At 71.4% G+C, this 23,709-nt stretch carries 15 protein-coding genes; 4 read left to right on the top strand and 11 right to left on the bottom strand.

Annotation, left to right across the window (positions count from 1 at the left end; genetic code table 11):
- The first annotated feature begins 17 nt into the window (after positions 1 to 17).
- Together QZ749_RS09020 and QZ749_RS09015 are read left to right on the top strand one after the other, a co-directional pair.
- Positions 18 to 707, top strand: a complete 690-nt coding sequence (locus QZ749_RS09020) for a heavy metal response regulator transcription factor (RefSeq protein WP_296945652.1) — start codon at positions 18 to 20, stop codon at positions 705 to 707.
- Entirely contained in the window at positions 685 to 2,178 is a 1,494-nt protein-coding gene (locus QZ749_RS09015; protein ID WP_296945650.1) for a heavy metal sensor histidine kinase, read from the top strand. The genes QZ749_RS09020 and QZ749_RS09015 overlap by 23 nt, the downstream gene beginning before the upstream one ends.
- Here the strand turns inward: QZ749_RS09015 and QZ749_RS09010 are convergent.
- On the bottom strand, positions 2,175 to 4,715 hold the full coding sequence (locus tag QZ749_RS09010; protein ID WP_296945648.1) for a TonB-dependent receptor: 2,541 nt from the start codon (positions 4,713 to 4,715) through the stop codon (positions 2,175 to 2,177). The genes QZ749_RS09015 and QZ749_RS09010 overlap by 4 nt on opposite strands.
- 179 nt (positions 4,716 to 4,894) lie before the next feature.
- On the opposite strand from QZ749_RS09010, the gene QZ749_RS09005 reads away from it, so the two are divergent.
- Together QZ749_RS09005 and QZ749_RS09000 are read left to right on the top strand one after the other, a co-directional pair.
- The gene (locus tag QZ749_RS09005) at positions 4,895 to 6,196 is read left to right on the top strand and encodes a sensor histidine kinase (RefSeq protein ID WP_296945647.1); all 1,302 of its coding nucleotides are present in this window, start codon (positions 4,895 to 4,897) and stop codon (positions 6,194 to 6,196) included.
- On the top strand, positions 6,193 to 6,831 hold the full coding sequence (locus tag QZ749_RS09000; protein ID WP_296945646.1) for a response regulator transcription factor: 639 nt from the start codon (positions 6,193 to 6,195) through the stop codon (positions 6,829 to 6,831). Before QZ749_RS09005 ends, QZ749_RS09000 begins: the two co-directional genes overlap by 4 nt.
- A 12-nt stretch (positions 6,832 to 6,843) precedes the next feature.
- Here QZ749_RS09000 and QZ749_RS08995 read toward each other — a convergent pair whose 3' ends face one another.
- The 10 genes from QZ749_RS08995 to QZ749_RS08950 all read right to left on the bottom strand — a co-directional run bounded on the left by QZ749_RS08995 (position 6,844) and on the right by QZ749_RS08950 (position 23,553).
- Entirely contained in the window at positions 6,844 to 7,503 is a 660-nt protein-coding gene (locus tag QZ749_RS08995; protein ID WP_296945645.1) for a cysteine dioxygenase, read from the bottom strand.
- A 12-nt stretch (positions 7,504 to 7,515) separates the two neighbouring features.
- Complete coding sequence (locus QZ749_RS08990) at positions 7,516 to 9,030, bottom strand: sensor histidine kinase (RefSeq protein ID WP_373896807.1); 1,515 nt, start codon at positions 9,028 to 9,030, stop codon at positions 7,516 to 7,518.
- Complete coding sequence (locus QZ749_RS08985) at positions 8,993 to 9,700, bottom strand: response regulator (protein WP_296945644.1); 708 nt, start codon at positions 9,698 to 9,700, stop codon at positions 8,993 to 8,995. The genes QZ749_RS08990 and QZ749_RS08985 overlap by 38 nt, the downstream gene beginning before the upstream one ends.
- Entirely contained in the window at positions 9,672 to 11,093 is a 1,422-nt protein-coding gene (locus QZ749_RS08980; RefSeq protein WP_296945642.1) for an ABC transporter substrate-binding protein, read from the bottom strand. The genes QZ749_RS08985 and QZ749_RS08980 overlap by 29 nt, the downstream gene beginning before the upstream one ends.
- A gap of 215 nt (positions 11,094 to 11,308) precedes the next feature.
- A complete protein-coding gene (locus QZ749_RS08975) occupies positions 11,309 to 13,909 on the bottom strand; it encodes a family 20 glycosylhydrolase (RefSeq protein ID WP_296945641.1) in 2,601 nt (866 codons plus the stop codon).
- Between the two features lie 20 nt (positions 13,910 to 13,929).
- Entirely contained in the window at positions 13,930 to 15,222 is a 1,293-nt protein-coding gene (locus tag QZ749_RS08970; protein ID WP_373896808.1) for an ABC transporter substrate-binding protein, read from the bottom strand.
- A 53-nt stretch (positions 15,223 to 15,275) separates the two neighbouring features.
- Positions 15,276 to 16,979: a hypothetical protein gene (locus QZ749_RS08965; RefSeq protein WP_296945639.1), complete on the bottom strand. Its 1,704-nt coding sequence runs from the start codon at positions 16,977 to 16,979 to the stop codon at positions 15,276 to 15,278.
- A gap of 73 nt (positions 16,980 to 17,052) precedes the next feature.
- Positions 17,053 to 19,725: a TonB-dependent receptor gene (locus QZ749_RS08960; protein ID WP_296945638.1), complete on the bottom strand. Its 2,673-nt coding sequence runs from the start codon at positions 19,723 to 19,725 to the stop codon at positions 17,053 to 17,055.
- A 107-nt stretch (positions 19,726 to 19,832) separates the two neighbouring features.
- Entirely contained in the window at positions 19,833 to 21,254 is a 1,422-nt protein-coding gene (locus QZ749_RS08955) for a sugar MFS transporter (protein WP_296945637.1), read from the bottom strand.
- Positions 21,255 to 21,534: 280 nt separating this feature from the next.
- Positions 21,535 to 23,553: a PKD domain-containing protein gene (locus QZ749_RS08950; RefSeq protein ID WP_296945635.1), complete on the bottom strand. Its 2,019-nt coding sequence runs from the start codon at positions 23,551 to 23,553 to the stop codon at positions 21,535 to 21,537.
- Positions 23,554 to 23,709: the final 156 nt, after the last annotated feature.

Here is a 23,709-nt window from a genome sequence, read left to right as displayed (position 1 = left end):
GCTGCAGTCCAGAACCCATGACAAGACTCCTCCTCGTCGAAGACCAGGCCACCGCGGCAGCCTACCTGTCGCAGGGGCTGAAGGAAGAAGGGATGGTGGTCGACGTGGCCGTCAACGGCCCGGACGGCCTGCACCTGCTGCTGACCGGCGACTACGATCTCGCCATCCTCGACGTGATGCTGCCCGGCCTGGACGGCTGGACCATCCTCGAGACGGCCCGGCGTGCCCGGCGCCAGGTGCCGGTGCTGTTCCTGACCGCGCGCGACGCCATCGACGACCGCGTGCGCGGCCTCGACCTGGGCGCCGAGGACTACCTGGTCAAGCCCTTCGCCTTCAGCGAGCTGCTGGCCCGCATCCGCGTCATCCTGCGCCGCAACGACCGCGCCGCGGGCGCGGTCGAACAGATGGTCTACCAGATGGCCGACCTGACCGTGGACGTGCTCAAGCACCGGGCCAGCCGCGGCGGCGAGCGCCTCGACCTGACGCCGAAGGAATTCGCCCTGCTCCTGCTGCTGTTGCGCCGCGCCGGCGAGGTGCAGTCGCGCACGGTGATCGCGGAACAGGTGTGGGACATGCATTTCGATTCCGAGACCAATGTGGTCGAAGTGGCGGTGCGGCGCCTGCGCACCAAGCTGGACGATCCGTATCCACGCAAGCTGCTGCATACCGTGCGCGGCGTCGGCTATGTCCTCGAAGTCCGCGACTGACGCGCGCGGCGCCTGGTCGCTGACGCTGCGCATGAGCGTGTTCGTCGGCGTGGCGATCACCGTGATCGTGCTCGGCGTCTCGGCGATGATGTATTCGGAACTGGTGCGCCAGCTGCGCGCCAAGGAAGAGGCGGAGCTGCGGGAAAACCTGCAGATCCAGCGCGACACGCTGGAATACCTGGTCGGGCGCCGCATCGCGCCGAGCCAGTGGCAGTACGAGTGGCGCGAATACCAGGATGCGCACCAGGCGTTCGCCTGGCAGCTGCTCACGCCCGCGCGCGCCGTGCGGGCCTCGTCGCCGAACCTGGCCGCGTTCGCGCCGGCGCTGGCGGCGCCGGTCCGGCCGGGCACGTTCGTGCGCATCGATGCGGCCGACGACGACCATGCCTTCCTGGTCCACGACCTGCCGGTCGATACCCGCGGCCCGGAAGCGCTCGAAGTGAACGGCCCCGCGCTGGGCGAGCGCGGCGCGGTGCTGCGCGGGGTGCTCGACGTCGGCGCCAACGACCGGCTGCTGACCGCCTACCGCCACAAGCTGGCGGCCGTGATCGCCAGCGCGATCGTGGCCGCCGCCGCCCTGGCCTGGCTGCTGGCGCGCCGCGGCCTGGCGCCGGTGCGCGCGATGTCGCTGGAAATCGGCCGCATCAATGCGGAAAAACTCCATGCGCGCATCGCCCGCGACGACTGGCCGGCCGAGCTGCGCGCGCTGGCCGGCAGTTTCGACGACATGCTGGCCCGCCTCGAGCAGTCCTTCGACCAGCTGACCCGCTTCTCGTCGGACATCGCCCACGAATTCCGCTCCCCCGTGAACAACCTGGTGGCGGCGGCCAGCGTGACGCTGGCCCGCGCCCGCACGCCGGCCGAGTACCAGGCGACGCTCGAAGTCGTCGTCGAGGAAGGCGGACGCCTGTCGCGCATGGTCGCCAGCATGCTGTTCCTGGCGCGCGCCGACAACGCCGAGCAGCACCTGCGCACGGAGCGCATGGCGCTCGGCGCGGAGTTCCGCAAGCTGCTGGAGTTCTACGACATCGCGGCCGAGGAACAGGGCGTGACCCTGGTGGCGCACGGCGACGTCGACCTGGTGGCCGATCCGCTGCTGGTACGGCGCGCCCTGTCGAACCTGCTGTCCAACGCGCTGCGCTACACGCCGCGCGGCGGCACCGTGCGCCTGCTCGCCGAGCGCCGCGACGGCCACGTGGTCGTTGCGGTCGCCGACGATGGCGCCGGCATCGCCGCGCAGCACCTGCCCTTCCTGTTCGACCGTTTCTACCGCGTCGACCCGGCGCGCAGCAGCACCGACAGCACCGGCCTGGGCCTGGCGGTCGTGCGTTCGATCGTCGAACTGCACGGCGGCCGCGCCGAGGTCGCCAGCGCGCCGGGCAAGGGCAGCACGTTCACGCTGCACTTCCCCGAGCGCGCCGCCGCCGCGGACCGCGGCGCCGCGGCGCCGGAGCGCGAGGCCGCGCCTTAATCGAACGCGTAGCGCGCGCCGACCCAGAACGTGCGCGGGGCGCCCGGCGCATAAAACGTCGCATTGACCACGCTCGCATTGTCGCCGGCCGCCGCGAACGGCCGCGCGATGAAATGGCCCTCGGCCGTCAGGCCGGTGGCGTTCAGCTGGGCGGCGGTGGCGTAGCGGCGGTCGAACAGGTTGTCGACCTGGGCGAAGACGCGCAGGCGCGGCGTCGCTTCCCAGGTCGTGCCCATGTCGAACACGGCATAGCCGGCGGAACGGCCGCTGCCCACGAAATACGTGCCGTCGGGGCGGTGCAGTCCGTTCTCGTTGCCGCGCGCCGTCGCCCCCGCCACGGCCTGCATGCCCGCTTGCACCGACCACGCCGGCGCGAGCCGCCAGTCGGCGCGCGCCTTGAACACCTGGCGCGGCACCAGCGGCATGCGGTCGCCGGCGCGCACCGCGATGTTGCCGTCCTCGTCGGCGCTGCTGTTGGCGGCGCCGTTGAGCACCTCGGCGCTGCGGAAGGTGGCGTCCAGCCAGGTGTAGCTGGCCGACCAGGCGACGGCGCCGGCGCGCCCGTCCACGCCCAGCTCCAGGCCCTGGCGGCGGGTGCGGCCGACGTTGCGGAAGTAGCCGAAGCCGGCCGCGTTGTCGGCCACGAACAGGATGTCGTCGACGTTCTCGGCGCGGAACACGCCGGCGTTCCAGCGCACCCGGCCCGCCAGCGTGCCGCGCAGCCCCGCTTCCCAGGTCCGGGTGACGACCTGGCGCAGCGGCGGGTCGCCCGCCATCGCGTTCGGCAGCTTGCACGGGTTGTCCGGGTCGGCGCAGCCCAGTTCGATCGCCGTCGGCGTGCGGCTGCCCTGGTTGTAGCCGGCGTACAGGTTCAGGCCCGGCGCCAGGTCCCAGGTGGCGCCCACGGCGGGGTTGAAGCGGCTGAAGCGGTGGTCGCCGTCGAGCGAGCCGGGGCCGCCGCCCGGGGTGATGCGGTCGCGGTTGCGCACGGTGGTGCGGTTGTAGCGGCCGGACAGCGTCAGGTGCAGGCCGTCGCTCACGCTCAGCGTGTCGGTCAGGAACACGCTGGCGGTGCGGGTGCGGCCGGACAGGTCGACGCGCGCATCCACGGGCGTGCCGTCGTCGTCGATCTCGCTGCCGTCGGCGAAGAAGTCGACCGGGGTGATGCTGCGGTCCGGATTCAGGTAGCCGAACTGGGCCGACTGGCCGAAGTCGATCCGGCTGGCGTCGTAGCCGGCCCCGATCGTCAACTGGTTGGGCCGGCCGCCGACGGCGCCCGCCAGCGTCGCCTGCCCGCTCGCGCCGGCGTTGCGCTGGCGGCTGCTGGTCCGGTTGAGCATGCCATTGCACTTCTCGGCCGGCTCGTCGTCGAGCAGCACGTTGGCGATGCAGCGCCAGTACGGGAACGGCGTGTTGGCCGCCGTCGCGCCGCTGGCCGGAAAGCCGGTATAGCCGGCCGCCGCCAGCGCCGCCCGTTCCGCCGCGCCCGGCTGGTAGACCGACTGGTCGAAGGCATCGTCGTTCATGTCGCCGTTCAGCGTGGCGGTGCGGATGCGCCGGAACCAGGCATTGCCGGACAGTTGCAGGTCGGCGCCGATCCGGTGGCTGCCGGCCAGGTTGAACAGCACCGCGTGGTTCCGGGTCTGGTCCGGCGTCGTGTAGACGCTGGCGCGGTCGCGCGCCAGCAGGCGTCCTTCCTGCATGCCGTTGCCGGTCAGATCGGTCGAGGCGACGGCGGCGCTCAGCGCGATCTCGGTGCGCGCATCCTTCCAGCCGAGCTTGCCGAACAGCTGGCCGAGCCGGGTCGGCGAGGCGGCGCGCCAGCCATCCTCGCGAAAGCCGTTGCCGGCCACGTACCAGTGCCAGCCGCGGGCGTCGTGGCCGCCGTGCTCGAAACCCAGTTCCTGGCGGTCGTAGCGGCCGGCCAGCACCTGCACCGACGTGCCGGGATCGCGCAGGCCGTCCCGGGTGCGGATCGAGAGCGCGCCGCCCAGCGTGTTCAGGCCGAACACCGGGTTCGAGCCGGGCATCAGGTCGACCGAGGCGATGGCCGCGCGCGGGATCAGGTCCCAGCTGACGACGTCGCCCAGCGGCTGGTTCAGGCGCACGCCGTCCAGGTAGACGGACAGGCCCTGCGGCGTGCCCAGCAGGGGCGACGCGGTGAAGCCGCGGTAGTTGACGTCCGGCTGGAACAGGTTGCCCTGGATGTCGTTGACGAACACGCCGCCCAGGCGGCGGTTCAGGGCGTCCGGCAGGTTGGCGCTGTCCGGCCCCGTCGCCGCGGCGCCGTCCAGCGACTGGACGTTGGCCGGGATGCGGTCGCGCGCCACGCCCAGGCCCTGCAGCGGCGTGATGCCGACGATTTCCACGGTGTGCGCGACCGGCGCCGCGGGTGCCGCGGCCACCGGGGCTGCGGCGCCGTCCTCCAGCGCCCAGGCGGGTGCGAACGGCCAGCCGGCCGCGACGGCCGCGGCGAGCGCGCCCGGGACGAGGCGCCGGCGCGCGCCGCTGCCGGCCATGTTCTTGCGATGACGCATATGGGTGTCTCCTCCATGGTCTTGTCGGTACCGGGTGCACTGCCCTGGCGGGACGATTATTCCAAGGAGGCCGCCCGCGCCGCTAGGGAAAATTTCCCGACGTGCGCGGCGGGCGCGCCGGCCGGCACTGGCATGGAAGTTGCAAACATGGAGGGAAACACCGGACCACGAGGAGACCCATGGACCTGCGCCGCCGCCTGATCGCCACCCTCGGCCTGCTGCTGGCGGGCCTGCTCGCCATGACGGCGGTCATCCAGCTGCTGTCGCTGCGCAGCGACATCGACGCCGAGGTGGCGGCGTCGGCGCGGCTGGTCAACGTCCTGCTGGCGGCGGGCGCGCCCGCCGCGGGCGGGCCCACGCTGGAGCAACGCCTGGCGGCGGCCCGGCTGCGCCACCTGAGCATCCGTACCGCCGGCCAGCCACCCCTCGTGCCCGCCCCGCCGCCGCTGCCGGCCTGGCTGGGCCTGGCGCCGCCCGTGCGCGCCGAGCAGGAGATCCGCATCGGCGGCCAGGTGCTGTACATCGCGCCGAACCCGCGCTCCGAAATCGGCGAGCGCCTGGCGGACACTGTGCAAATCTGGAGCACCCTGCTGTTCTTTTCCTGCGCAACGCTGCTGGCCGCCTGGTGGTGCGCGGACCGGGCGCTGGCGCCGGTGCGCGAGCTCGAGGCCAGCCTGCAGCGCCTGGCGCGCGGTGAACCCGACCCGGCCCTGCCGGCGTTCGCGCTGCGCGAGTTCGGCCGGGTGGCGCGCGCCATCGCGCACCTGGCCGGCGCGCTGGCCGCGGCGCGGGAAGCGCAGCGCGCCCTGGAGCGCCAGCTGATCGCCGTGCAGGAGGACGAGCGGCGCATGCTGGCGCGCGAGCTGCACGACGAGATGGGGCAGACGCTGACCGCGCTGAGCGTCACCGCCACCCACCTGGCACGCAATGCCGCCCACCTGCCGCCCGCCGCGGTGGCCGAATGCGCCGGCGACCTGCGGCGCGACCTGCGCACCTGCGGCGCGCAGCTGCGCGCCATGCTCGAGACGCTGCGCCCGCACGGCCTGCACGCGAGCGGCCTGGCGCAGACGCTGCGCGAGCTGGTGCAGGGCTGGCACGGCCGCCACACCGAGATCGCGTTCGCGCTCGACCTGCCGCCGCAACTGCCCGATACCGGCGACGCGCTGGCGCTGGCGATCTACCGGATGGTGCAGGAAGCCGTCACCAATGTCGTGCGCCACAGCGGCGCGCGCCACTGCACGATCCGCATGACGCTGGGTCCGGCCCACCTCGCGCTGGAAGTGGCCGACGACGGGTGCGGCCTGCCGCACGGTCCGCGCTGGCATGGCGGCATGCTCGGCATGCAGGAGCGCGTCGCCATGGCCGGCGGCGCACTGCAGGTGCTGGCGCCGCCCTCCGGGGGCCTGTGCCTGCGCGCGCTGTTCCCGTTGCCCGCCGCCACGGCGCACCCCTGCGCCACCACCGCAGGAGCCCTGTCATGATCCGCATCCTCCTGGTCGACGACCACGCCATCGTGCGCAGCGGCTACCGCCGCCTGCTGTCCGCCGAGCCGGATTTCGAGGTCGTCGGCGAGGCCGCCACGGTGCAGGAGGCGAACGCGCTGGTCCAGCGCGTGCGGCCCGACGTCGCCGTCGTCGACCTGAGCCTGAAGGGCAGCAGCGGCCTGGAAGCCATCGCCGGCATGATGGCGCGGCTGCCGCCGCTGCGCGTGCTGGTGCTGTCGATGCACGACGGCGCCGGCCACCTGGTCCAGGCGCTCAAGGCCGGCGCGCACGGCTACCTCACCAAGCGCAGCGAACCCGAGGAAGTCATCGAAGGCATCCGCGACGTGATGCGCGGCCGCCGCGTGCTGTCGCGCGACATGCAGGATGCCGTGCCGGACGAAGGCGACGAAGCCCTGCACGACCTGAAGCCGCGCGAATTCGAACTGCTGCGCCTGCTGGTGCATGGCGAGTCGGTGCAGGACATCGCCACCGTGATGCACCTGAGTCCGAAGACGGTGCTGAACTACCTGACCTCGATCCGCCAGAAGCTCAACGCCGACAACGACTTCAAGCTGATGCACCTGGCGGCGCGTTCCGGCCTGGTCGACTTCGGGGCGGCGCTGCCGGCCTGACGGCCGCCGCCTTCAGTCGTCCGCGCGCGGCCCCGGCGCCGCCGTCGATGCCTGCGCCTGCGCCGCCGATGCGTTGGCGTAGCCGGACACGAACGGCTTGCGCCCCGGCGCGCCGGTGTCGTAGACGGCGCGCCGGATGGTGCCGATATCGCCGCCATAGACGTGGATGCTGACCGAGACCCGGTCGTCGAAAGCGTTGCGCACCCGGTGCACGTCGCCGAGCGCCGGCGAGACGCAGGCCACGTCGCCCACGCCCAGCGTCACGGGCGCGCCGGCCGGCACGGCGCGTCCGCTGGCGTCGAGCGCGAAGTCCTCGACCGTCTCGGCCCCGCGCAGCACGCCGATCACGCCCCACACCAGGTGGTCGTGCACCGGCGTGGCCTGGCCCGGCCCCCAGACGAAACTCACGACGCTGAAGCGGCGCGCCGGATCCAGGTGCAGCAGGTATTGCCGGTAATACTGCGGATGCGGCTGCGCGCAGGCGGCCGGCAGCCAGTCGTCGCGCGCGATCAGGCGGCGCATGGCGTCGCCCACCGCGGCGAGCAGCGCGGGTTCCGATCCGGCGCAGTGCGCCAGCGCGGCGCCGACGTCGCGGATGCATGCCCGCAAGGGTCCCGGGTACCGCTCGTCGTCGCCGTCCATGCCGCTCTCCCCGCCATGCCTGGCGTCCATGATAGCGCTGTCTCAGGCCGGCAGGCGCACCAGCGCCACCAGGCCGCCTTCCGGATGGTTGGACAGCGCCAGATTGCCGCCGTGCGCCTCGACCACGCCGCGCGCGATGCCCAGTCCCAGCCCCATGCCGCCGTCGTTCCGTTCGCGCCCGTGCGCCAGGCGCACGTAGGGATCGAACAGGCTGGCCAGCGCCTCGTCCGGCACGCCGGGACCGTGGTCGCGCACGCATACCAGCACGGCGTCCGGCTCGGCCGTCACGCTGATCTCGGCGCGCGCGCCGTAATGCAGCGCATTGTCCAGCAGGTTGCCCAGCGCGCGCTTGAGGGCCAGCGGCTTGCCGCGCACCGTGATCCCGGCCGGCCGGTAGGCGACGGCGTGGCCGGCCAGTTGCGCGCTGCGCACCATGCGCCCGAGCAGCGCGTCGAGCTTGATCTCGGCGGGATTCTCGTGGATGTCGCTGTCCTTCACGCACTGCAGGGCGCCCTTGACCATCATGTCCAGCTCGTCCAGGTCTTCCTCGAACTCGTTGCGCAGCGCTTCGTCGTCCAGCAGCTCGGAGCGCAGCTTGAGGCGCGTGATCGGCGTGCGCAGGTCGTGCGAGATCGACACGAACAGGCGCTCGCGGTCCTCGATGTAGCGCTGGATGCGCTCGCGCATGGCGCTGAAGGCGCGCGCCGTGTTGATGAATTCGCGGCTGCCCGTTTCCGGCAGCGGGCGCGCGCCCTCCTCGATGTGGTCGAGGCCCTGGCCGAAGGCGCTGGCGGCGTCCGACAGCGCCGCCAGCGGACGCGTGATCGACCGCACCACCAGCAGGCACAGTAGCAGCACCACGGCCAGCGACAGCACCTGCGGCATCAGGCGGTCCCAGGAAAACGGATCGTTATTGCTCAGGAAGTAGGGATTCGGCATCAGCGCCGCCATGTACAGCCAGTTGCCCGGCTCGATCTCGGTCTGGATCACCAGCACCGGGGCCGGATCCGGCTGCAGCAGCAGCACGTGCTGCACCCAGGCGTTGGGCAGGTCCTCCAGGCGCACGTCGTGCTCGGCCACCGCCAGGCGCTCGGGCCAGGCGAACGCCAGCCGGAAGCCCGGCGAATTCGGCAGGTCGGCCTTGAGCGTGGCGCCCACGGTGGCCAGCACGCTGCGCGCCAGCGGGTTGGCGCCGATCTCCTCCACCGGCACCCAGGCGTGGTTAAGGTTGACGAAGAAGCGCGTGCCCCCCATCTCGCGCAGTTGCTGGATGATCAGGGTGCGGTAGGCCGGCGGCAGGCTGCGGAAGAACCGGATCGCGCCGGCCGCGCTGTGCGCCGTGTAGCGCGCCGCGGACTGCGCCTCCACCTCGGCCTTGGCGCGCACCTGGCTGGTCCAGATGGCGCTGGCCGCCAGTTGCGTGACCAGTACGCCGGCCACCATCACCAGCGTCAGCCTGCCGAGCAGCGACGCCGGCCACAGCGCCCGCAGCCAGCGCGGCAGCCGGCCCGCCAGGCGGCTAGGCACCGGACACGCTGACGTCGGCCGAGAACACATAGCCCGCCCCACGCACGGTCTTGATCAGGGCCGGCTGCTTGCCGTCGTCGTTCAGGCGCAGGCGCAGGCGGCTGATCTGCACGTCCAGCGAACGGTCGAGCGGGCCGGCATCGCGCCCGCGCGTCTCCTCGCACAGCAGGCCGCGGTCGAGCACCACGCCGGGATGCTCGATGAAGTACTTGAGCAGCTGGAAATCGAGCCCGGTCAACGGCACCTGGTTGCCGGCGGCGTCGACCACCTTGCGCTCCATGGTGTCGAGCGTGAAGCCGACGAAGCGGTAGTAGCGCGCGGCCGGCGCCTCGGCCGCGGTGCGGCGCAGGATCGCCTTGATCCGGGCCAGCAGCTCGCGCGGGCTGTAGGGCTTGGCGATGTAGTCGTCCGCGCCCAGTTCCAGGCCGACCACGCGGTCGGTCTCGTCCGAACTGGCCGTCAGCATGATGATCGGCACGTTGGAACGGCGCCGCACCTGCTTGCACAGCGCGAAGCCGTCGGTGTCGGGCAGCATCACGTCCAGGATCACCAGCGACAGCTGGTCGGCGCGCGCATGCAGCTCGGCCAGGAAGCTTTCGCCGTCGTGCGACAGGATCACCTCGTACTGGTTCTTTTCGAGGTAGGTCTTGAGCAGCAGGCGGGTCTTCTTGTCATCGTCTACGATCAGTATCTTGCGCACCTGGCGCTCCTTGACTTGCGAGATTGAACAACCGGAATAATGCGCCCAGGCGCCGCTGGGCCGCGGCCACCGGCACCCGGTCGTCGAGGAAGAAGCGGTGCACCTCGGCGATCACGGCGTCGCGGCTGGCCTCGTCGGTGGCCATGCGGTGCACCATGCTGGGGGCCTGCACGGCGGCGCCGCCGGCGAAGGTGGTCCAGGAGGCGCGCGCGCAGGCGTCCATGCGCGCCGGATCGGCGTCGCGGCGCACCGGCACGGCGCCCTTGAGGGCATTGAAGTCGGCCTGCAGCGCCGGCGTGACGAGCAGGCGCGCCATCCGTTCCTGGGCCGGCATCGCGTGGTAGTCGCCGGCGAACATGGCCAGCGTGTCCACGCTGTACAGGTGCCAGCGGCCGGTGCCCGGCGCGGCGCCGCAGCCGTAGTCGCGCTCCGGCAGCAGCGCGTACTCGGCCAGTTCGGCCTTGGCCCAGTCGCCCATGATCAGCATGCCGGCCTGGCGCCGCGCGAACTGGCCGACGACGGCGGGCCACGGCCGCTCGTCGAGCTGGCCGGCGATCCAGCCCTTGACGGTGCGCAGGCGCGCGAGCGCGTCGGCCGTGCGCCGGTCGGCGGCCGCCGCCGGGCTGCGCCGCACGAACAGCTCGCGGTAGAAGCCCGGCCCGCCCTCGGCCAGCACCAGGTTCTCGAACAGCGCCGCGACCTGCCAGGCTTCGCTGCTCTGCGCCAGCGGCTCCACGCCGGCCGCGCGCAGGCGCAGCGCCACCGCCTCGAAGTCGGCCCAGGTGCGTGGCGGCGCCAGCTTGAGGCGCGCGAACAGCGCGCGGTCGTAGTACAGCGTGTTGACCCGGTGGATGCCGAGCGGGACGGCCATCACGTGCCGGCGGTGCGTGACCAGGTCCTGGATCGTCGGGAACAGGAAGCGGTTCCAGTTGCCCGCCGCCGCCACGTTGTCGAGTTCCAGCAGCAGGCCCATGTCGGCCCATTCGGCGATCGACGCGCCGATCATCTGCGTGACCTCGGGCGCGTCGCCGGCCAGCACCCTGCCCTTCAGGACCTTGCCGGCGCCGATGCCGGCGCCGCCGGGAATCGCGGCGTCCTGCCAGGCGATGCGCTCCTCGGCCAGGCGCGCGGCCAGCAGGTCGGCCGCCTTGCGCTCGCTGTTCGACGTCCACCAGTGCAGCACCTGCAGGCCGGCCGGGGCGCCGGGGCCGGCGGCGTTGGCGGCGTTGGCGGCGTTGGCGGCGTTGGCGGCGTTCGCGGAGTTGGCAGGGTTGACGGAGAGCGCCTGGCTGGCCGCGATCTGCACCCCCGCCAGCGCGGCGCCGTTGCCGGCCCACGCCGCCAACAGGCCGAGCAGGCAGGCGCGGCGCCAGGAGGCCGTTGCAGCAGGCACACGGCCGCGCTGCGGCGCCGCGTCTTGCCCTGCCCCCGTTGCGAGGCCCTCCCGGGACGGGGCACGCGGGCGCCGCCGGCGGCGCAAGCCGCCGAGGCACAGCCAGGCACGTGTTCCCATCGATGCGATCACTCGGTATCCCGCAGAAAATGCCGATTATAGCGAAGACGCCCGTACCCATCGCGGGTGGCGCGAACGCCGCCGGCCATCCCCGTTCACGGCCGCTCGATGCGCGCCACGTGGCCGCGCCGGCCGTTGCGGTCGAACGCCGCCACCTGGATCGTGCCGCGCTCGAGGATCGGCCCGTCGACCGGCTTGCTGGCGGCCGTGGGCAGCGTGCCGTCGCTGGTGTAGCGCAGCCGCATGCCGGGCAGCGCATGGTTGGCCAGCACCCGCTCGCCGTCGACCACCAGGCCCGGCGGGGCGATGCGGTAGGCGACCCGGCTGCCGTCCAGGTCCAGGCGCGGCAGCACGCGTCGGCCCAGCGCGTTGGCGAAGCCCGACCAGGCGGCGTCGTGCAGTGCCCGCGCCCTGGCGGAATCGGCCTCGGTGGCCCAGGCCGGATCCGGCGCCCAGGCGCGCTCCGCCACCGCCAGCAGCCGCGGCATGACCATGTAGTCGATCAGGGCCGGATCGCGCACGGTCTCGGTGAACAGCGTCGCCTCCAGGCCGCGCACGCGGCGCTTGCCGTAGTCGGTCAGGCCGTCCTTGCCGCTGCGCGTGGCCGCGTCGGCGTTCTTCAGGTAGTCGAACGGGATGAAGTCGTAGACGTCCGCCAGCTCGATGTAGGCGCCCCAGTTGACGCCCGGCTCGTCGGGATTCGGATTGGCGGCCATGTCCAGGTACATCTTGGTGACGGGCGCCAGCACGATGTCGTAGCCGGCATTGGCCAGGCGGTAGGCGAAGTCCTCGGCGCCCGCCGTGTTGTTCCAGATCCAGGCATGGAAGCCGCGCTGCGCGAAGCGCGGGTTGGGGATCTGCTTGGGACGGCCGTGCAGCGTGGTCTTGCGCACCGCGATGTCTTCCCAGCCCGAGGTGTACAGGCCGTGCTTGCGCAGGATGCCGTCGACGCGGTCGTAGAAATCATCCCACAGGTCGGCCGTGCTCTCCAGCTTGTCGCGCGCCATGCGCGCCTGCGCGGCGGGCGAGCGCTCCCAGGCGCCGGTCGGCAGTTCGTCGCCGCCCATGTGGATGGTGTGCAGCGGCACGCCGGCCTCGCGGTGCAGCGCGACGACCTGCGCGACCACGTGGTCGATAAAGGCGAAGGTCGAATCCAGGCCCGGGTTCATCACGTGGTCGTTGTACAGCTGTGGCGACTTGTACACGGAGCGGTCGTCGAAGTCGTTCAGCAGGTACTTGCCGGCATCCCTGGCGCCGGCGGCCTTCAGGCGGTGGTAGCGCGCCTCCATCGCCTGCACGGCGGCGCGCGCGTGGCCCGGCATCTCGAGTTCGGGAATCACCTCGATGTGGCGCGCGTGCGCATAGCGCAGGATCTCGATGTAGTCGGCGCGGCTGTAGTAGCCGCTGCCGTGCGGGTCCTTCGGGTCGGGGCCGGAACCGTAGGCCGGCTGCAGGCGCACGCCGGGGCGGTCGCTGTGCCCGCGCACCGCGCCGATGCTGGTGAGTTCCGGCAGGCCGGCGATTTCCAGGCGCCAGCCCTCGTCCTCGGTCAGGTGGAAGTGGAAGCGGTTCAGCTTGTAGCGCGCCATCAGGTCGAGCCACTTGAACACGGTTTCCTTGGTGTGGAAATTGCGCGAGACGTCCAGCTGGAAGCCGCGGTAGCCGAAGCGCGGGGCGTCGACGATCTCGATTTCCGCCAGCGCCGGCGCCGGACCGCCCTCCCCCGGCAGCGGCAGCAGGTCGCGCAGCGTCTGCAGGCCGTAGGCCACGCCGGCCGCGCTGTTGCCGACGATGTCGATGCCCGCTTCGGCGTTCGCCTCGGCGCGGATCGACAGCGAATAGGCTTCGGGCGAGGACTGGCCGGCCACCTTGCCCACGGCCAGGCGCAGCGCCGGGCCGCCCGTGGCCGGCGCGGCCGGCAGGTTCGCCGCCAGCAGCGCGCGCGCCAGCGCCGCCTCGTTCGCCAGCGCGGCAGGAGCGGACACCGTGGGCCGCGCCGCCAGCGCCAGCGTGCCGGCGCCGCGTCGCCACTGCAGCGGAGTGGGCAGCACCGGCGGCACGTCGGCCGCCGCCAGCACGGCGGTGCCGGTATTGCTGCGATAGGTCTCCTGCGGCGTCACCACCGGCTTCTCGCCGCTGTCGCCCTTGTCCATCTGTTCCGGCCGCGTGATGGGCAGCAGCCGGTAGTCGCCGATGGCCGTGCCCACGCCGGGCGCCGCATCGTAGACCAGGTAGGGGCCGAGCGGCGCCTTGCCCAGCTTGATCACCAGGTTCGGGTGGTAGTAGACGATGTCGAGGGTGGCGCCGGGCGCCAGGCCGCGGAAGTCCGGGCCGGGCCGCAGGCGGAACAGGCCGCCGGCGACCTGCTCGATGACCAGGCCGCTGGCCAGTGCGCCCGTCTCGACGCCATCCATGCAATTGAAGTACAGCGACCAGCCCGATGCCGGCAGCGGACGGGTATCGCCGTTGGTCAGCACCAGGTGCGCCTGCGAGCGCCCGCCCGGCGCCTGCGGGCCGAACAGGTTGCGCTGCAATTCCCAGCGCATGCGCAGCCTGGCGCCGTCGGCGTAGTGTGTGGCGGCGCCGGGCGCCGCATGGCCTGCCGGCGTCGTGTCCTGCATTCCCGCCTGCGCCAGCGGCGCCAGCGCCAGGAGCGCCGCGAGCGCGACGCCACCGTATCGTTTCGGATTACCCAAGTCTCTCTCCAAGGAAAACATCATCGTTGCTGCGGCTTGTACCACCTGGCGAAGCCGGCCTGCAGCCGCGCGGCCGCCTGCTCCGGCGCCAGGCTGCCGTTCACTACCTGCGCGTTCACGTCCCACAGTTCGCTCTCCATGCTCGGCTGGCCGCGGTTGAGCACCTGGGCGTTGAAGCGGATCGTCGACGCGCAGTCGTTGCGCCAGCCGGCCATCTGCTTGGCCAGCGGGTCGCGCACGGCGATCAGGTGGTTCGACAGCGTGAAGAAGCCGGTCAGGCGGTTGGTATAAAGGTCGGCGAATTCCTGCGAGCCGACCCAGGCCAGGAAGCGCCAGGCGTCTTCCTTGTTCTTCGCGCGCCGGTTGATGCCGATGCCCAGGTCCATGTGGTCCGAGATGAAGCAGGCGTCGCCGTTCCTGCGCACCGGCGGCGCGAACGCGCCCAGTTCCAGGCCGGGGGCCTGGCCGCCCTGCCCGAAGCGCGCGATGTCCCACGACCCGGTCGGATAGATGGCCGCCCGGCCGGCGGCGAACAGCGCCTGGCTGTCGCGGTAGGTCCGGGTGGCGGCGTCCTTGCCCAGGTAGCCGCCCAGGCGCGCCTCGAAGCGCAGCGCCTCGACGAAGGGCGCGTCGGTCAGCTTCATGCGCCCGGCGATCAGCGCATGCCGTCCCTCCTCGCCGCGCCAGAAGTTCGGGCCGATGTTCGTGTAGACGATCTGGCTGGCTTCCCAGCGCTCCGCCGTGCCCAGCGCCAGCGGCGTCACGCCGGCCTTCTTCAACAGTTCCAGCACGGCGAAGAAATCGTCGACCGTGCGCGGCGGTTGCAGGTCGAGCCGGCGGAAGATCGCCTTGTTGTACAAGAAGCCGTGGATCACCGAGGCGACCGGCATGCAGAAGGTGTCCTTGCCGTCGTCGGTCTGCCAGGCCACCATCGCGCCCGGCGCGAAGTTCTGCATGCCGGGCGTGCCGTCGAGCTTTTCGAGGTAGCCCTTGCGGTACAGCGACAGCGAGACGTCGAAGGGCCGGCACGCCACCAGGTCGCCGCCGCCACCGGCCGCCAGGCGCGCGGCCAGGCTGGCGTCGTAGTCGGTCGGCGCGGTGGGCGCGAAGGTCACCTCGATGTCCGGGTGCGTGCGCCGGAACGCCGGAATCAGGACCCGCTCCCACAGCGCCTTGTCGTCCACGCGCCAGCTCTCGATGACGAGGGTGCCGGCGCGCGCCGGCGCCGGCGCCTGCACCAGCGCCAGAATCAGAACCAGCGCCAGCGCCGACGCGATGTGCAAGACGTATCCCGACAGCCGGCGCAGCCCCATCCGCGCGCTCCCTTCAATCATGGCGATGGCCCGATCTTAGCATCGGCGCGGCCTCAGAAATGCGCATACGGGTTCTTGCGCTGGAGGGCGAAGTACTGCCAGGCCGTGCCGGCGACGCTGCCCGAGCTGGTGAAGTCCGCGTTGCCGTTGCGCGTCGCATAGGGCATGGCGTGCAGCTTGCCGGCCATGTAGTTCAGCGATTCGAGCATGTCGTCGGCCGTGTTGCCGGCGCAGGTCATGCCCGGCGCACCCTGGCGCATGGCCATGATCGCACCCAGGCTGCCCTCGCTCCACACGAACGGCGCGGACGACGGCGCGCCGTCGTAGATCGCGTCGTAGAAGCCGACGATGCCGGTGACCTTGCGCGACGGGTAATCCAGCCTGCCGGTCGCCGTGACATAGTCGCACATGGCCGGCAGCGCGGCGGCGAAGTTCTGGCCGCTGCTGCCCGTGTTCCCCAGCGCCAGCACCGACCACGAATAATTGTCGAGATAGCGTTCGCTGGTGTTCAGGGTATTCGTGTTGGCGTCGTAGCCGCCGAGGAAGCGGCTGCCGTTCCACAGGCTCTCCGCCATGGCGCGCAGGTCGTTGGCCGCCGCCAGGTACTGGCTGCCGCCGTTCAGCGCGTGGTACTGGTGCATGCTGGCGTAGGCGTCGAGCTGGTGTTCCAGCGCATGGATGCCCGCGCGCCCCGCCACGTAGTTGGTGGGCGCGAAGCGCAGGCTGCGCCGCGCCGCGTTGTTGACGGTGATGCCCACCAGCTCGCCCAGCAGGTAGTCGTGCAGCTTCTTCGACATGGCCAGGTATCTGGTGCTGTCGAACGCCTTCTGGTAGGTGTTCAGCGCGATGCCCAGCCAGGCATTGGCGCCGGCGATGCGCATGTCGACGCCCGGATTGGCGTCGCTGCCGTCGGTCAGGTAGGCGAACACCCAGGCGCCGGACGGCCCCTGCAGCCTGGCCATGGCGTTGAGCACCAGGTCGGCATGGGCCTGGTCGCCGGCCAGGCTGAAGGCGATCACGGCCAGCGCCTGGTCGTACAGGAAGGCCGAATCCATGTCGCGGAAGCTGCGCACCAGCTTCCCGGCGCCGTAGGGGCCACCGTCGATGGTGTCGGTGTTCATCAGCGCCTGCAGGCCGGCGATCTGCGGGTTGGCGGAAGTGGTGGCCGCGGGGAAGTAGGAAGCCGTGTAGGCGCTCAAGGTGGCCGGGTCGAGCGGCAGCGACAGCTTGGTCGCGCTGGTGACGCGACCGCTGCACGTGCCCGCCGCCGCGTTGCAGTTGGACGCGGACAGCGGACTGGCGCCGTCCGGATACAGGATCAGCACCGCGCGGTCGGCATTGCCCACCGTGCGCGGGATCGTGACGGTGAAGGTGCCGTTGGCGGCGATCGTGGCCGTGGCGTCGGCCTGCCAGTAGAACACGTCGCCGTGCAGGAACACGCCGATCCGGTAGTCCTGCACGCTGCCGGGCGCCAGCGTGTGCGCCCCGCGCCACGTGGTCTGCGCCGCCGCCTGCGTCAGTTGCGACACGCCGAACGTCACCGCCGGCGCCGCCGCCAGCGGCGGCTCGTCGTACGGGAAGTCCAGGCCGGACCAGACCGGCCAGGGCGACGCCTGCACAGCCACCGATGCGGCCAGCAGGTTCGCCCGCGGCGCCGCGGCGCCTGGCCCGTTGTCGCCACATCCGGCCAGCAGCGCCAGTCCCGCGCCCAGCGCCTCCACCTTCCATCCACGCACCTTCCCGTTCACCTCACGCATCGTCGCCTCCTCGTCGAGAACCGCTTGCCGGCCGCCGGCGGCGGCCGGGTACCGCATCATGCCGTGGCTTGCCTTACCAGTCGGCGCCGACGCGCACGCCGAACATGCGCGGGTCGTTGTACTGGCCGATCACGTAGCCCGGGTCGACGATGCGCGCATTGTTCTTGGCGAAGACGTCGCTCAGGTTGTTGACGTACAGCTCCGCATGCCACTTGCCGCTGGGCGCCGTCAGGCGCACCGAGGCGTCGTAGGTCGCATAGGCCTTCTGCATATTGCCGATGTGCGGGTTGTCCAGGTTCTGGATGCTGAAGTACATCTTGTCCTGCCAGCGCGCGGACAGGCGCGGCGTGAGCATGTAGTCGTTCGGCAGCATCACGTCCTGCGACGCCTCCAGGCGCAGCGTGTTGTGCGGCGCGTTCGGCAGGTCGTTGCCGACCACGTCGTAGGGGAACTTGCCGACCAGGTTCGGATTGGGCCCGGTATAGCGCACGCAGGCCGGCACGCCATAGGTCTCGCGGAACGGCGCGCAGGGCACGTCGCGCCAGGTCTGCACGTAGTCCGGATACGACGTCACCTTGGCGCGCAGGTGCGAATAGGCGAAGTTCAGCTGGGCGCCCGTCCACGGCCGGTACTTGCCTTCCAGTTCCAGGCCCGAGATCGTCGCGCGCGCGGCATTGGTGGTGCCGTACAGGACGGCCGCGTCGCAGGCAGGGTTGGCGGCCGTGCAGGGAATCGCCGGGATGATCTTGCCCATCTGGACCGCGCCGGTCATCTGCATGTCCTTGTAGCGGCTGTAGAACGCGGTGGCCGACACGGCCAGGCGGTTGTCCAGCATGCGGCCCTTGTAGCCGATCTCGAAGTTGGTCAGCGTTTCCGGCTTCCACGGCAGGAAGGTGTAGTGCGGGCCCGGCGTCATGTCGGCGCAGTTGCCGTTCAGGCCGCGCGCGCAGATGTTCTGCTTGTCGCTGAAGCCGCCGGCCTTGTAGCCGGTGGCCAGCGAGGAATACAGGAAGTCGGTGGCGGTGGGCTGGTAGCTCACGCCCAGGCGCCAGGTGAACTTGTTCCAGGCGTCGCGGTTGTTGCTGACGTCCGGGACGATGGCCGGGTTCAGGCCCTTGACACCGTAGTAGGCGCCCATGCCCGGCTTCAGGTCGGCGCTGTTGAAGTAGCGCCCCGGCACCGGCGTGTACTGGCCGTTGAAGTAGGAGTACGGATCGCCGACGGTGCCCGAATCGTAGAACTTGCCGTCCCTGTCCTCGCGCACGTCGCGCGTCATGCGCCCGCCCACCGTCAGGTTCCACTTCGGCGCGAAGGCCCAGTCGACCTGGCCGAACGCCGCCCTGGAATCGGACTGGCGGTCGGTCTGGCTGTACAGGTAGTAGTAGGGCTGGCCCGGCACCTGCACCATCGACGAGATGTCGTCCTCGCCGAATTCGATGGCGTTCTTCTCGTGCATCCAGAACAGGCCGGTCACGTAGCGCAGGCTGCCGTGTTCGCCGCGCAACTGCAGTTCGTTGACGGTGGTCTTGAACTTGGACGAATTGGTGAAGGTGGCCGTGTCGTTCAGGATGCCGCCGTAGATGTCGATGTCGCTGGCCAGCGGCTGGTAGCCGGCGTCGCCGTCGCGGATCTGGCGCCGCTTCTGTACCGCGTACGAGGCGTTCCACTCGACCGTCGTGCTGGCCGACGGCGACCAGGTCAGGCGGCTGCGCCAGGTGTCGATGCTCCAGTCGAGTTCGCCAGGCACGTTGATCTTCACGTCCCACTGGCTGCCCGGGCAGGCGTACGCCGTGCCGGCGGCCATCCTGCAATCCTTGAGGGCGATGTCGCCGGCGCCCTTGTTGGTGTAGCGCTCGTAGGTGCCCAGCCATTGCAGGGCGTCGGTCACGCGCCAGCGGCCCTGCAGGCGCGCCGCCCACTCGTCCTTGTTGCCGTAGGCCTCGTCGGCGCCGACCTTGCGGTTGTGGCGCTGGTTGACGTCCGGGATGACGTTGCCGGACGCGTCGCGCGCCGGCACGATGCCGAACTGCGGGAAATTCGCGGCATAGAAATCCTGCTGCTGGTTCAGCCAGCTGTCGCGCTTGATCACCATCATCGTGGCGCGCATCGCGAAGTTGTCGCTGACCGGGATGTTCTGCGCGGCCGTCACCTGGCGCAGGTCGTCGTTGCCGAGCGTGACGGTGCCATGGCCGTAGGTCGAGCCGAATTCCGGCTTGGCCGGGATGATGTTGATGCTGCCGCCGGTGGCGTTGCGGCCGAACAGCGTGCCCTGCGGGCCGCGCAGCACCTCGACCTGTTCCAGGTCGAACAGCAGCGACAGCGCCGACTGGGGCCGCGGCGTATAGATGCCGTCCACGTGCAGGCTGACGGCCGGGTTGCCGATCTCGGTGAAGTCGTTGCTGCTCACCCCGCGCATCGAGATCTTCACGCCCGAGCTGCCGTCGGTGGCGCTGCCCAGCTGCAGGTTGGGCACCTCCCCGCTCAGGCCGCGGATGTCGGTGATGCCCTTGCGCGTCAGTTCGTCCTGGGTGACGGCGGTCATCGCCACCGGCGTCTTGAGCAGCGAGGTCGAGTGGCGGGTGGCGGTGACGACCACTTCGGGGATGGCGTTCTGGTCGGCCTGCGCGACGGGCGCGGCGGCGGGGACGGCGCCGTCCTGCTGGGCCAGGGCCGGCCAGGCGGCGCAACTGCAGGCGCCGGCGACCGCCATGCTGATGAGGGTTTTCCTGGTGCTGGGTACGGACATGCGAATGCTCCTGTTTTTTTGAAAATGGTGGGCCGCACGGCGCCGCCGTGGACAAGTCCTGCTGGGAAAATTGTGGAAAGCGGGTGGAAAGCGGGTGGCGGCGCGCGTCAGCCGCCGGGTGCCGGGCGGCGCCAGCGGCGTCTCCTGTGGCCGCTCGCGGCGTACCAGAGGATCAGCGCATAACAGGGCAGCAGCAGCCAGTAGGCGCCGCGCGCGCCGGACACGTCGGCCAGGCGGCCATACAGCAGCGGCAGGATCGCGCCGCCGGAAATCGCCATGATCAGGATGGCGGCGCCGCTCGCGGTATGGCGTCCCAGCCCCTCCAGGGCCAGCGGCCAGATCGCCGGCCACACCATCGCATTGGCCAGGCCGAGCAGCGCCAGGCACATCACGGTATCCGGCACCAGCGGCACGCCGCTCCAGCCGAGCAGCACCCGGGCGATGCCGCTCGACTGCATCGAGCCGGTGGCCACGCCGACGGTGAGCACCAGCCCGGCCAGCGCGGACAGCACCAGCGCGCCCTGCTGCGACAGCCAGCGCGGGATCGCCACCACGCCGACCAGGTAGCCGATCACCATGCAGACCATCGTGTACGAGGTCAGCACGCCGAAGTTGGCGACGTCGAGCTCGTGGCCGTACAGGCCGATGGTGTCGCCGGCGATCACCTCGACGCCGACGTAGGCGAACAGCGCCAGCGCGCCCAGCACCAGTTGCGGGTACCCCAGCACGCCGCCGCGCCCGCCGTCCCGCGCGCCCTCGGCATCGGCCTCGGGCGGGATGTCGGGCAGGCTGGAGACGTGGATGAACGCCATGATCGCGAACAGCGCGATCGCCATGCAGGCATACGGAAACACCAGGCGCTGCGCCAGCAGCGCGCGCATCCCCTCGCGCGCGGCCGGGTCGAGCGTCGCCAGGGCGGTGTGCGAGAAGCGGTCGATATCGGCCAGCATCAGCGAGGAAAACACCAGCGGCACGACGACGCCGGCGCCCTTGTTGAACAGCCCCATGATGCTGATGCGCATGGCGGCGCTGTCGCGCGCCCCGAGGCAAACGATGTAAGGGTTGATGGCCGTCTGCATCAGGGTCATGCCGCTGGCCAGCGTGAACAGGGCCAGCAGGAACAGTTCGTAGTGCGTGGTGTGCGCGGCCGGGATGAACAGCAGCGCGCCGGCACCCATGACGGCCAGGCCCAGCGTCATGCCCTTCTTGTAGCCGGTGCGGCGCAGCACGGCGGCGGAGGGCAGCGCCATCACGGTATAGGCGATGTAGAAGGCGAACGTGACCCACAGGGCCTGGAAATTGTTCAGGCCGCAGACGATCTTCAGGAACGGCACCAGCGAGCCGTTCAGCCACGTGACGAAGCCGAGGATGAAGAACAGCAGCGCGACGAAGGCCATGCCCACCATCACGGCGCGGGGCGAGTCGGCGGCGCGGCCCGGCGCCTTGTCCATGCTCACCGCCATGCCGGCCTCCCCGTGGACGTGGCGGGCGTCGCCGGAGACGGCGCTGGCGGCTGGCGGTCGATGCATTGCATGGATGTCCCCTGAGTTATCGATGTTTCATCCTAGCAGCGGGGAGAACGTACGGCCAGCATGGGGCGCCAATGCGCTAAGTCGATGATTTCATTCGATTTGCCTTACCGATCGGGCCGGCGGCGCTTACATTTCTTTACAATGGGCCGCCCGTACCCCGGTAGTCGGGCGGGTCGGCCCCGTCGTCGCCTTGCAAAACATTACAAAACGACGCGGGAAATTACAGGTTTGTGACCGTCATGCGACAGGCGCAGCGCGGGAGCGGGCCGCGCCGCCGTCACTGCAGCACGATCCGGCCGGCCGACAGCGCGCGTCCGGCCGCGCCGGCGCCGGCCAGGCTGTCGTGGTCGACGACGTCCGCGCCCGTGAGCGGATCGGTGTGCCAGATCCTGATGCCGAAGCGCGCGGCGCCGTCGCGGCCGCCGCGGTCCGTGGCCGCCGCCGTCGCCGCCACCGCCGTCGCCGTAGCCGTAGCCGTAAATCGGTAGCCGCTTGCGCCGTTGAGTTTGCCGGTACCGGCCAACTGGACGCCCGTCCCCTGCGCCGCCACCCGGACGTCGTCGCTGGCAAACACGAATCCCGGCAGGTCGAACAGGAAGCGCCCGCGGGCGCCCGCCGACCTGGCCTGCTGCGGCGGCGGCGTCACGAAGTGGAACCGCGCCGCGCCGCCCGGCCGCGGCGCGCCCAGGCCCCGCGTCGCCGGCACCATCACCGTCCCCGTGCCCGCCGCCGCGCCGGGCGCGGGCGCGTGCACCACGACCCTGCGCGCGACCGTGGCGCCGTTGCCGGCCTGGTCGCGCACGTCCGCCGTGATCGTGTAGATGCCGGGCGCCGCATAGGCGTGGCGCGCGCTCGCGCCGCCCCTGCCGTCGTGGGTGCCCACGCCGCGCACGCGCTCGGCGGTGCCGTCGCCCCAGGACCAGGCGACAGTGTAGCGCGCCGCGGCATCGTCGGTGACGAACCCGAGCGACGCGTCCAGCGGCGCCCCCTGCGCGACCATGTCGGCGGCGGCGATCGGCCCGGCCACGTGGCCGCACGGGCCCGCGGTGAACGGCGTCAGCACGAGCAATCCCGCGTTCGAGGACGCGACGATCGTGCCGTTGTCGGCGATCGCGACGGCGGTGATCAATTCCAGCCCGGCCGGCGCCCGCGCCAGGCGCGTGTTCAGGTCGACCATGCCGTCCTTCTCGCTCCAGACGAACGCATGGGCGCGGTCGTCCGCCGTCAGGGCGACGCCGACGACCTGGCCCCGGTCGTTGGCGGCCTGGGCCGCCGAGGAATGGCCCCCCAGCGTGCCGAGGTCGCGCATGCCGCCCGCGCGCGTCCACGTCATCGCGTGGTTGCTGAAGTCGGGATAGATGATGACGCCGGCGATCCGCCCGCCCCGGCTCATGCCGAAGATATTCGTGCCCTGCCCGCCGGCGGCGCCGAGGTCGCGCATGCCGCCCTGGCGCGTCCACCAGAACACGCTGCCGTAGTTATCGGGGGGATTGGTCAGGTTGCCGGCCACCTCGCCGCCGGCGCCCACCGCGACCGGGGTCGAGTGGTGGTTGCCCAGCGTGTCGATGTCGACCATTCCGCCGGCGCGGGTCCAGGCGAAGGCATGGTAGTCGCTGCCGCCCGCCCAGGCGGTCCCGGCGATGAGGCCGGCATCGTTGATCGCCGTGGCGTAGGAGCTGGCGGGGTCGCCGTCGAGCAGCACGCCCAGGTCCTCGATGCCGCCGGCCACGCTCCAGCGGAACGCGCGTGCCCAGGGCGGACGCGTGCCGCCGTCGGCGTACCCGGCGACCACGCCCCGGTTGTTGATGACGGGTTCCCAGGACGTGAGCATGCCGGGCAGCGTGCCCACGTCCACCGTACCGTGCCGGCGGCTCCAGACGAAGGAACGGATGATGCCGGCCGGCGTGTCGCCGACGCCCGTCACCTCGCCGGCGTCGTTCAGGCCGCGGGTCCGGACGAAGGTGCCGCCCAGCGTGCCGATCTCGTGCTTGCGCGCGCCGTCGTAGAACCAGGCGCGCGTCGGCTCGCCGGCAAACGGGTCCGCGTGCGTGAAGGCGACCTGGCCCTTGGCGTTCAGGGCGACCCCGATGTCGCCCGGCCCGAGGCTGGTCACGCGGTACAGGGCGGCCGCGGCGGGCCGGCCGGCGTCCGCCGCGGCCGCGCCGGCGGTGGCGGCTGCGATGTCGGACTGCGCCGCCGCCGCCACCGCGGCGAGCGCCAGGCCGCCCGCCAGGATGCGCGGCCACTGGCACAGGAAACGTCTTGCCGTCGCGACGGCGTCGTTGCGCTGTTTCATGTTCTGCTCCATGCGAAGGGTTGCGGGACGAGCGACAGCGTTCCCGCGGGCGGCGCCCGTGTCCATGATCCGCCGGCGCGGCGCCGGCCCCCTGGCCTGGATCATGCAAGGAGGATGAAACGCATGGCGCGGTGCAAGCGTACCCACAAAAAAAGC

The organism is uncultured Massilia sp., assembly GCF_913773735.1.
GTDB lineage: Bacteria > Pseudomonadota > Gammaproteobacteria > Burkholderiales > Burkholderiaceae_D > Telluria.
This window is presented reverse-complemented; position numbering and strand designations above follow the sequence as displayed.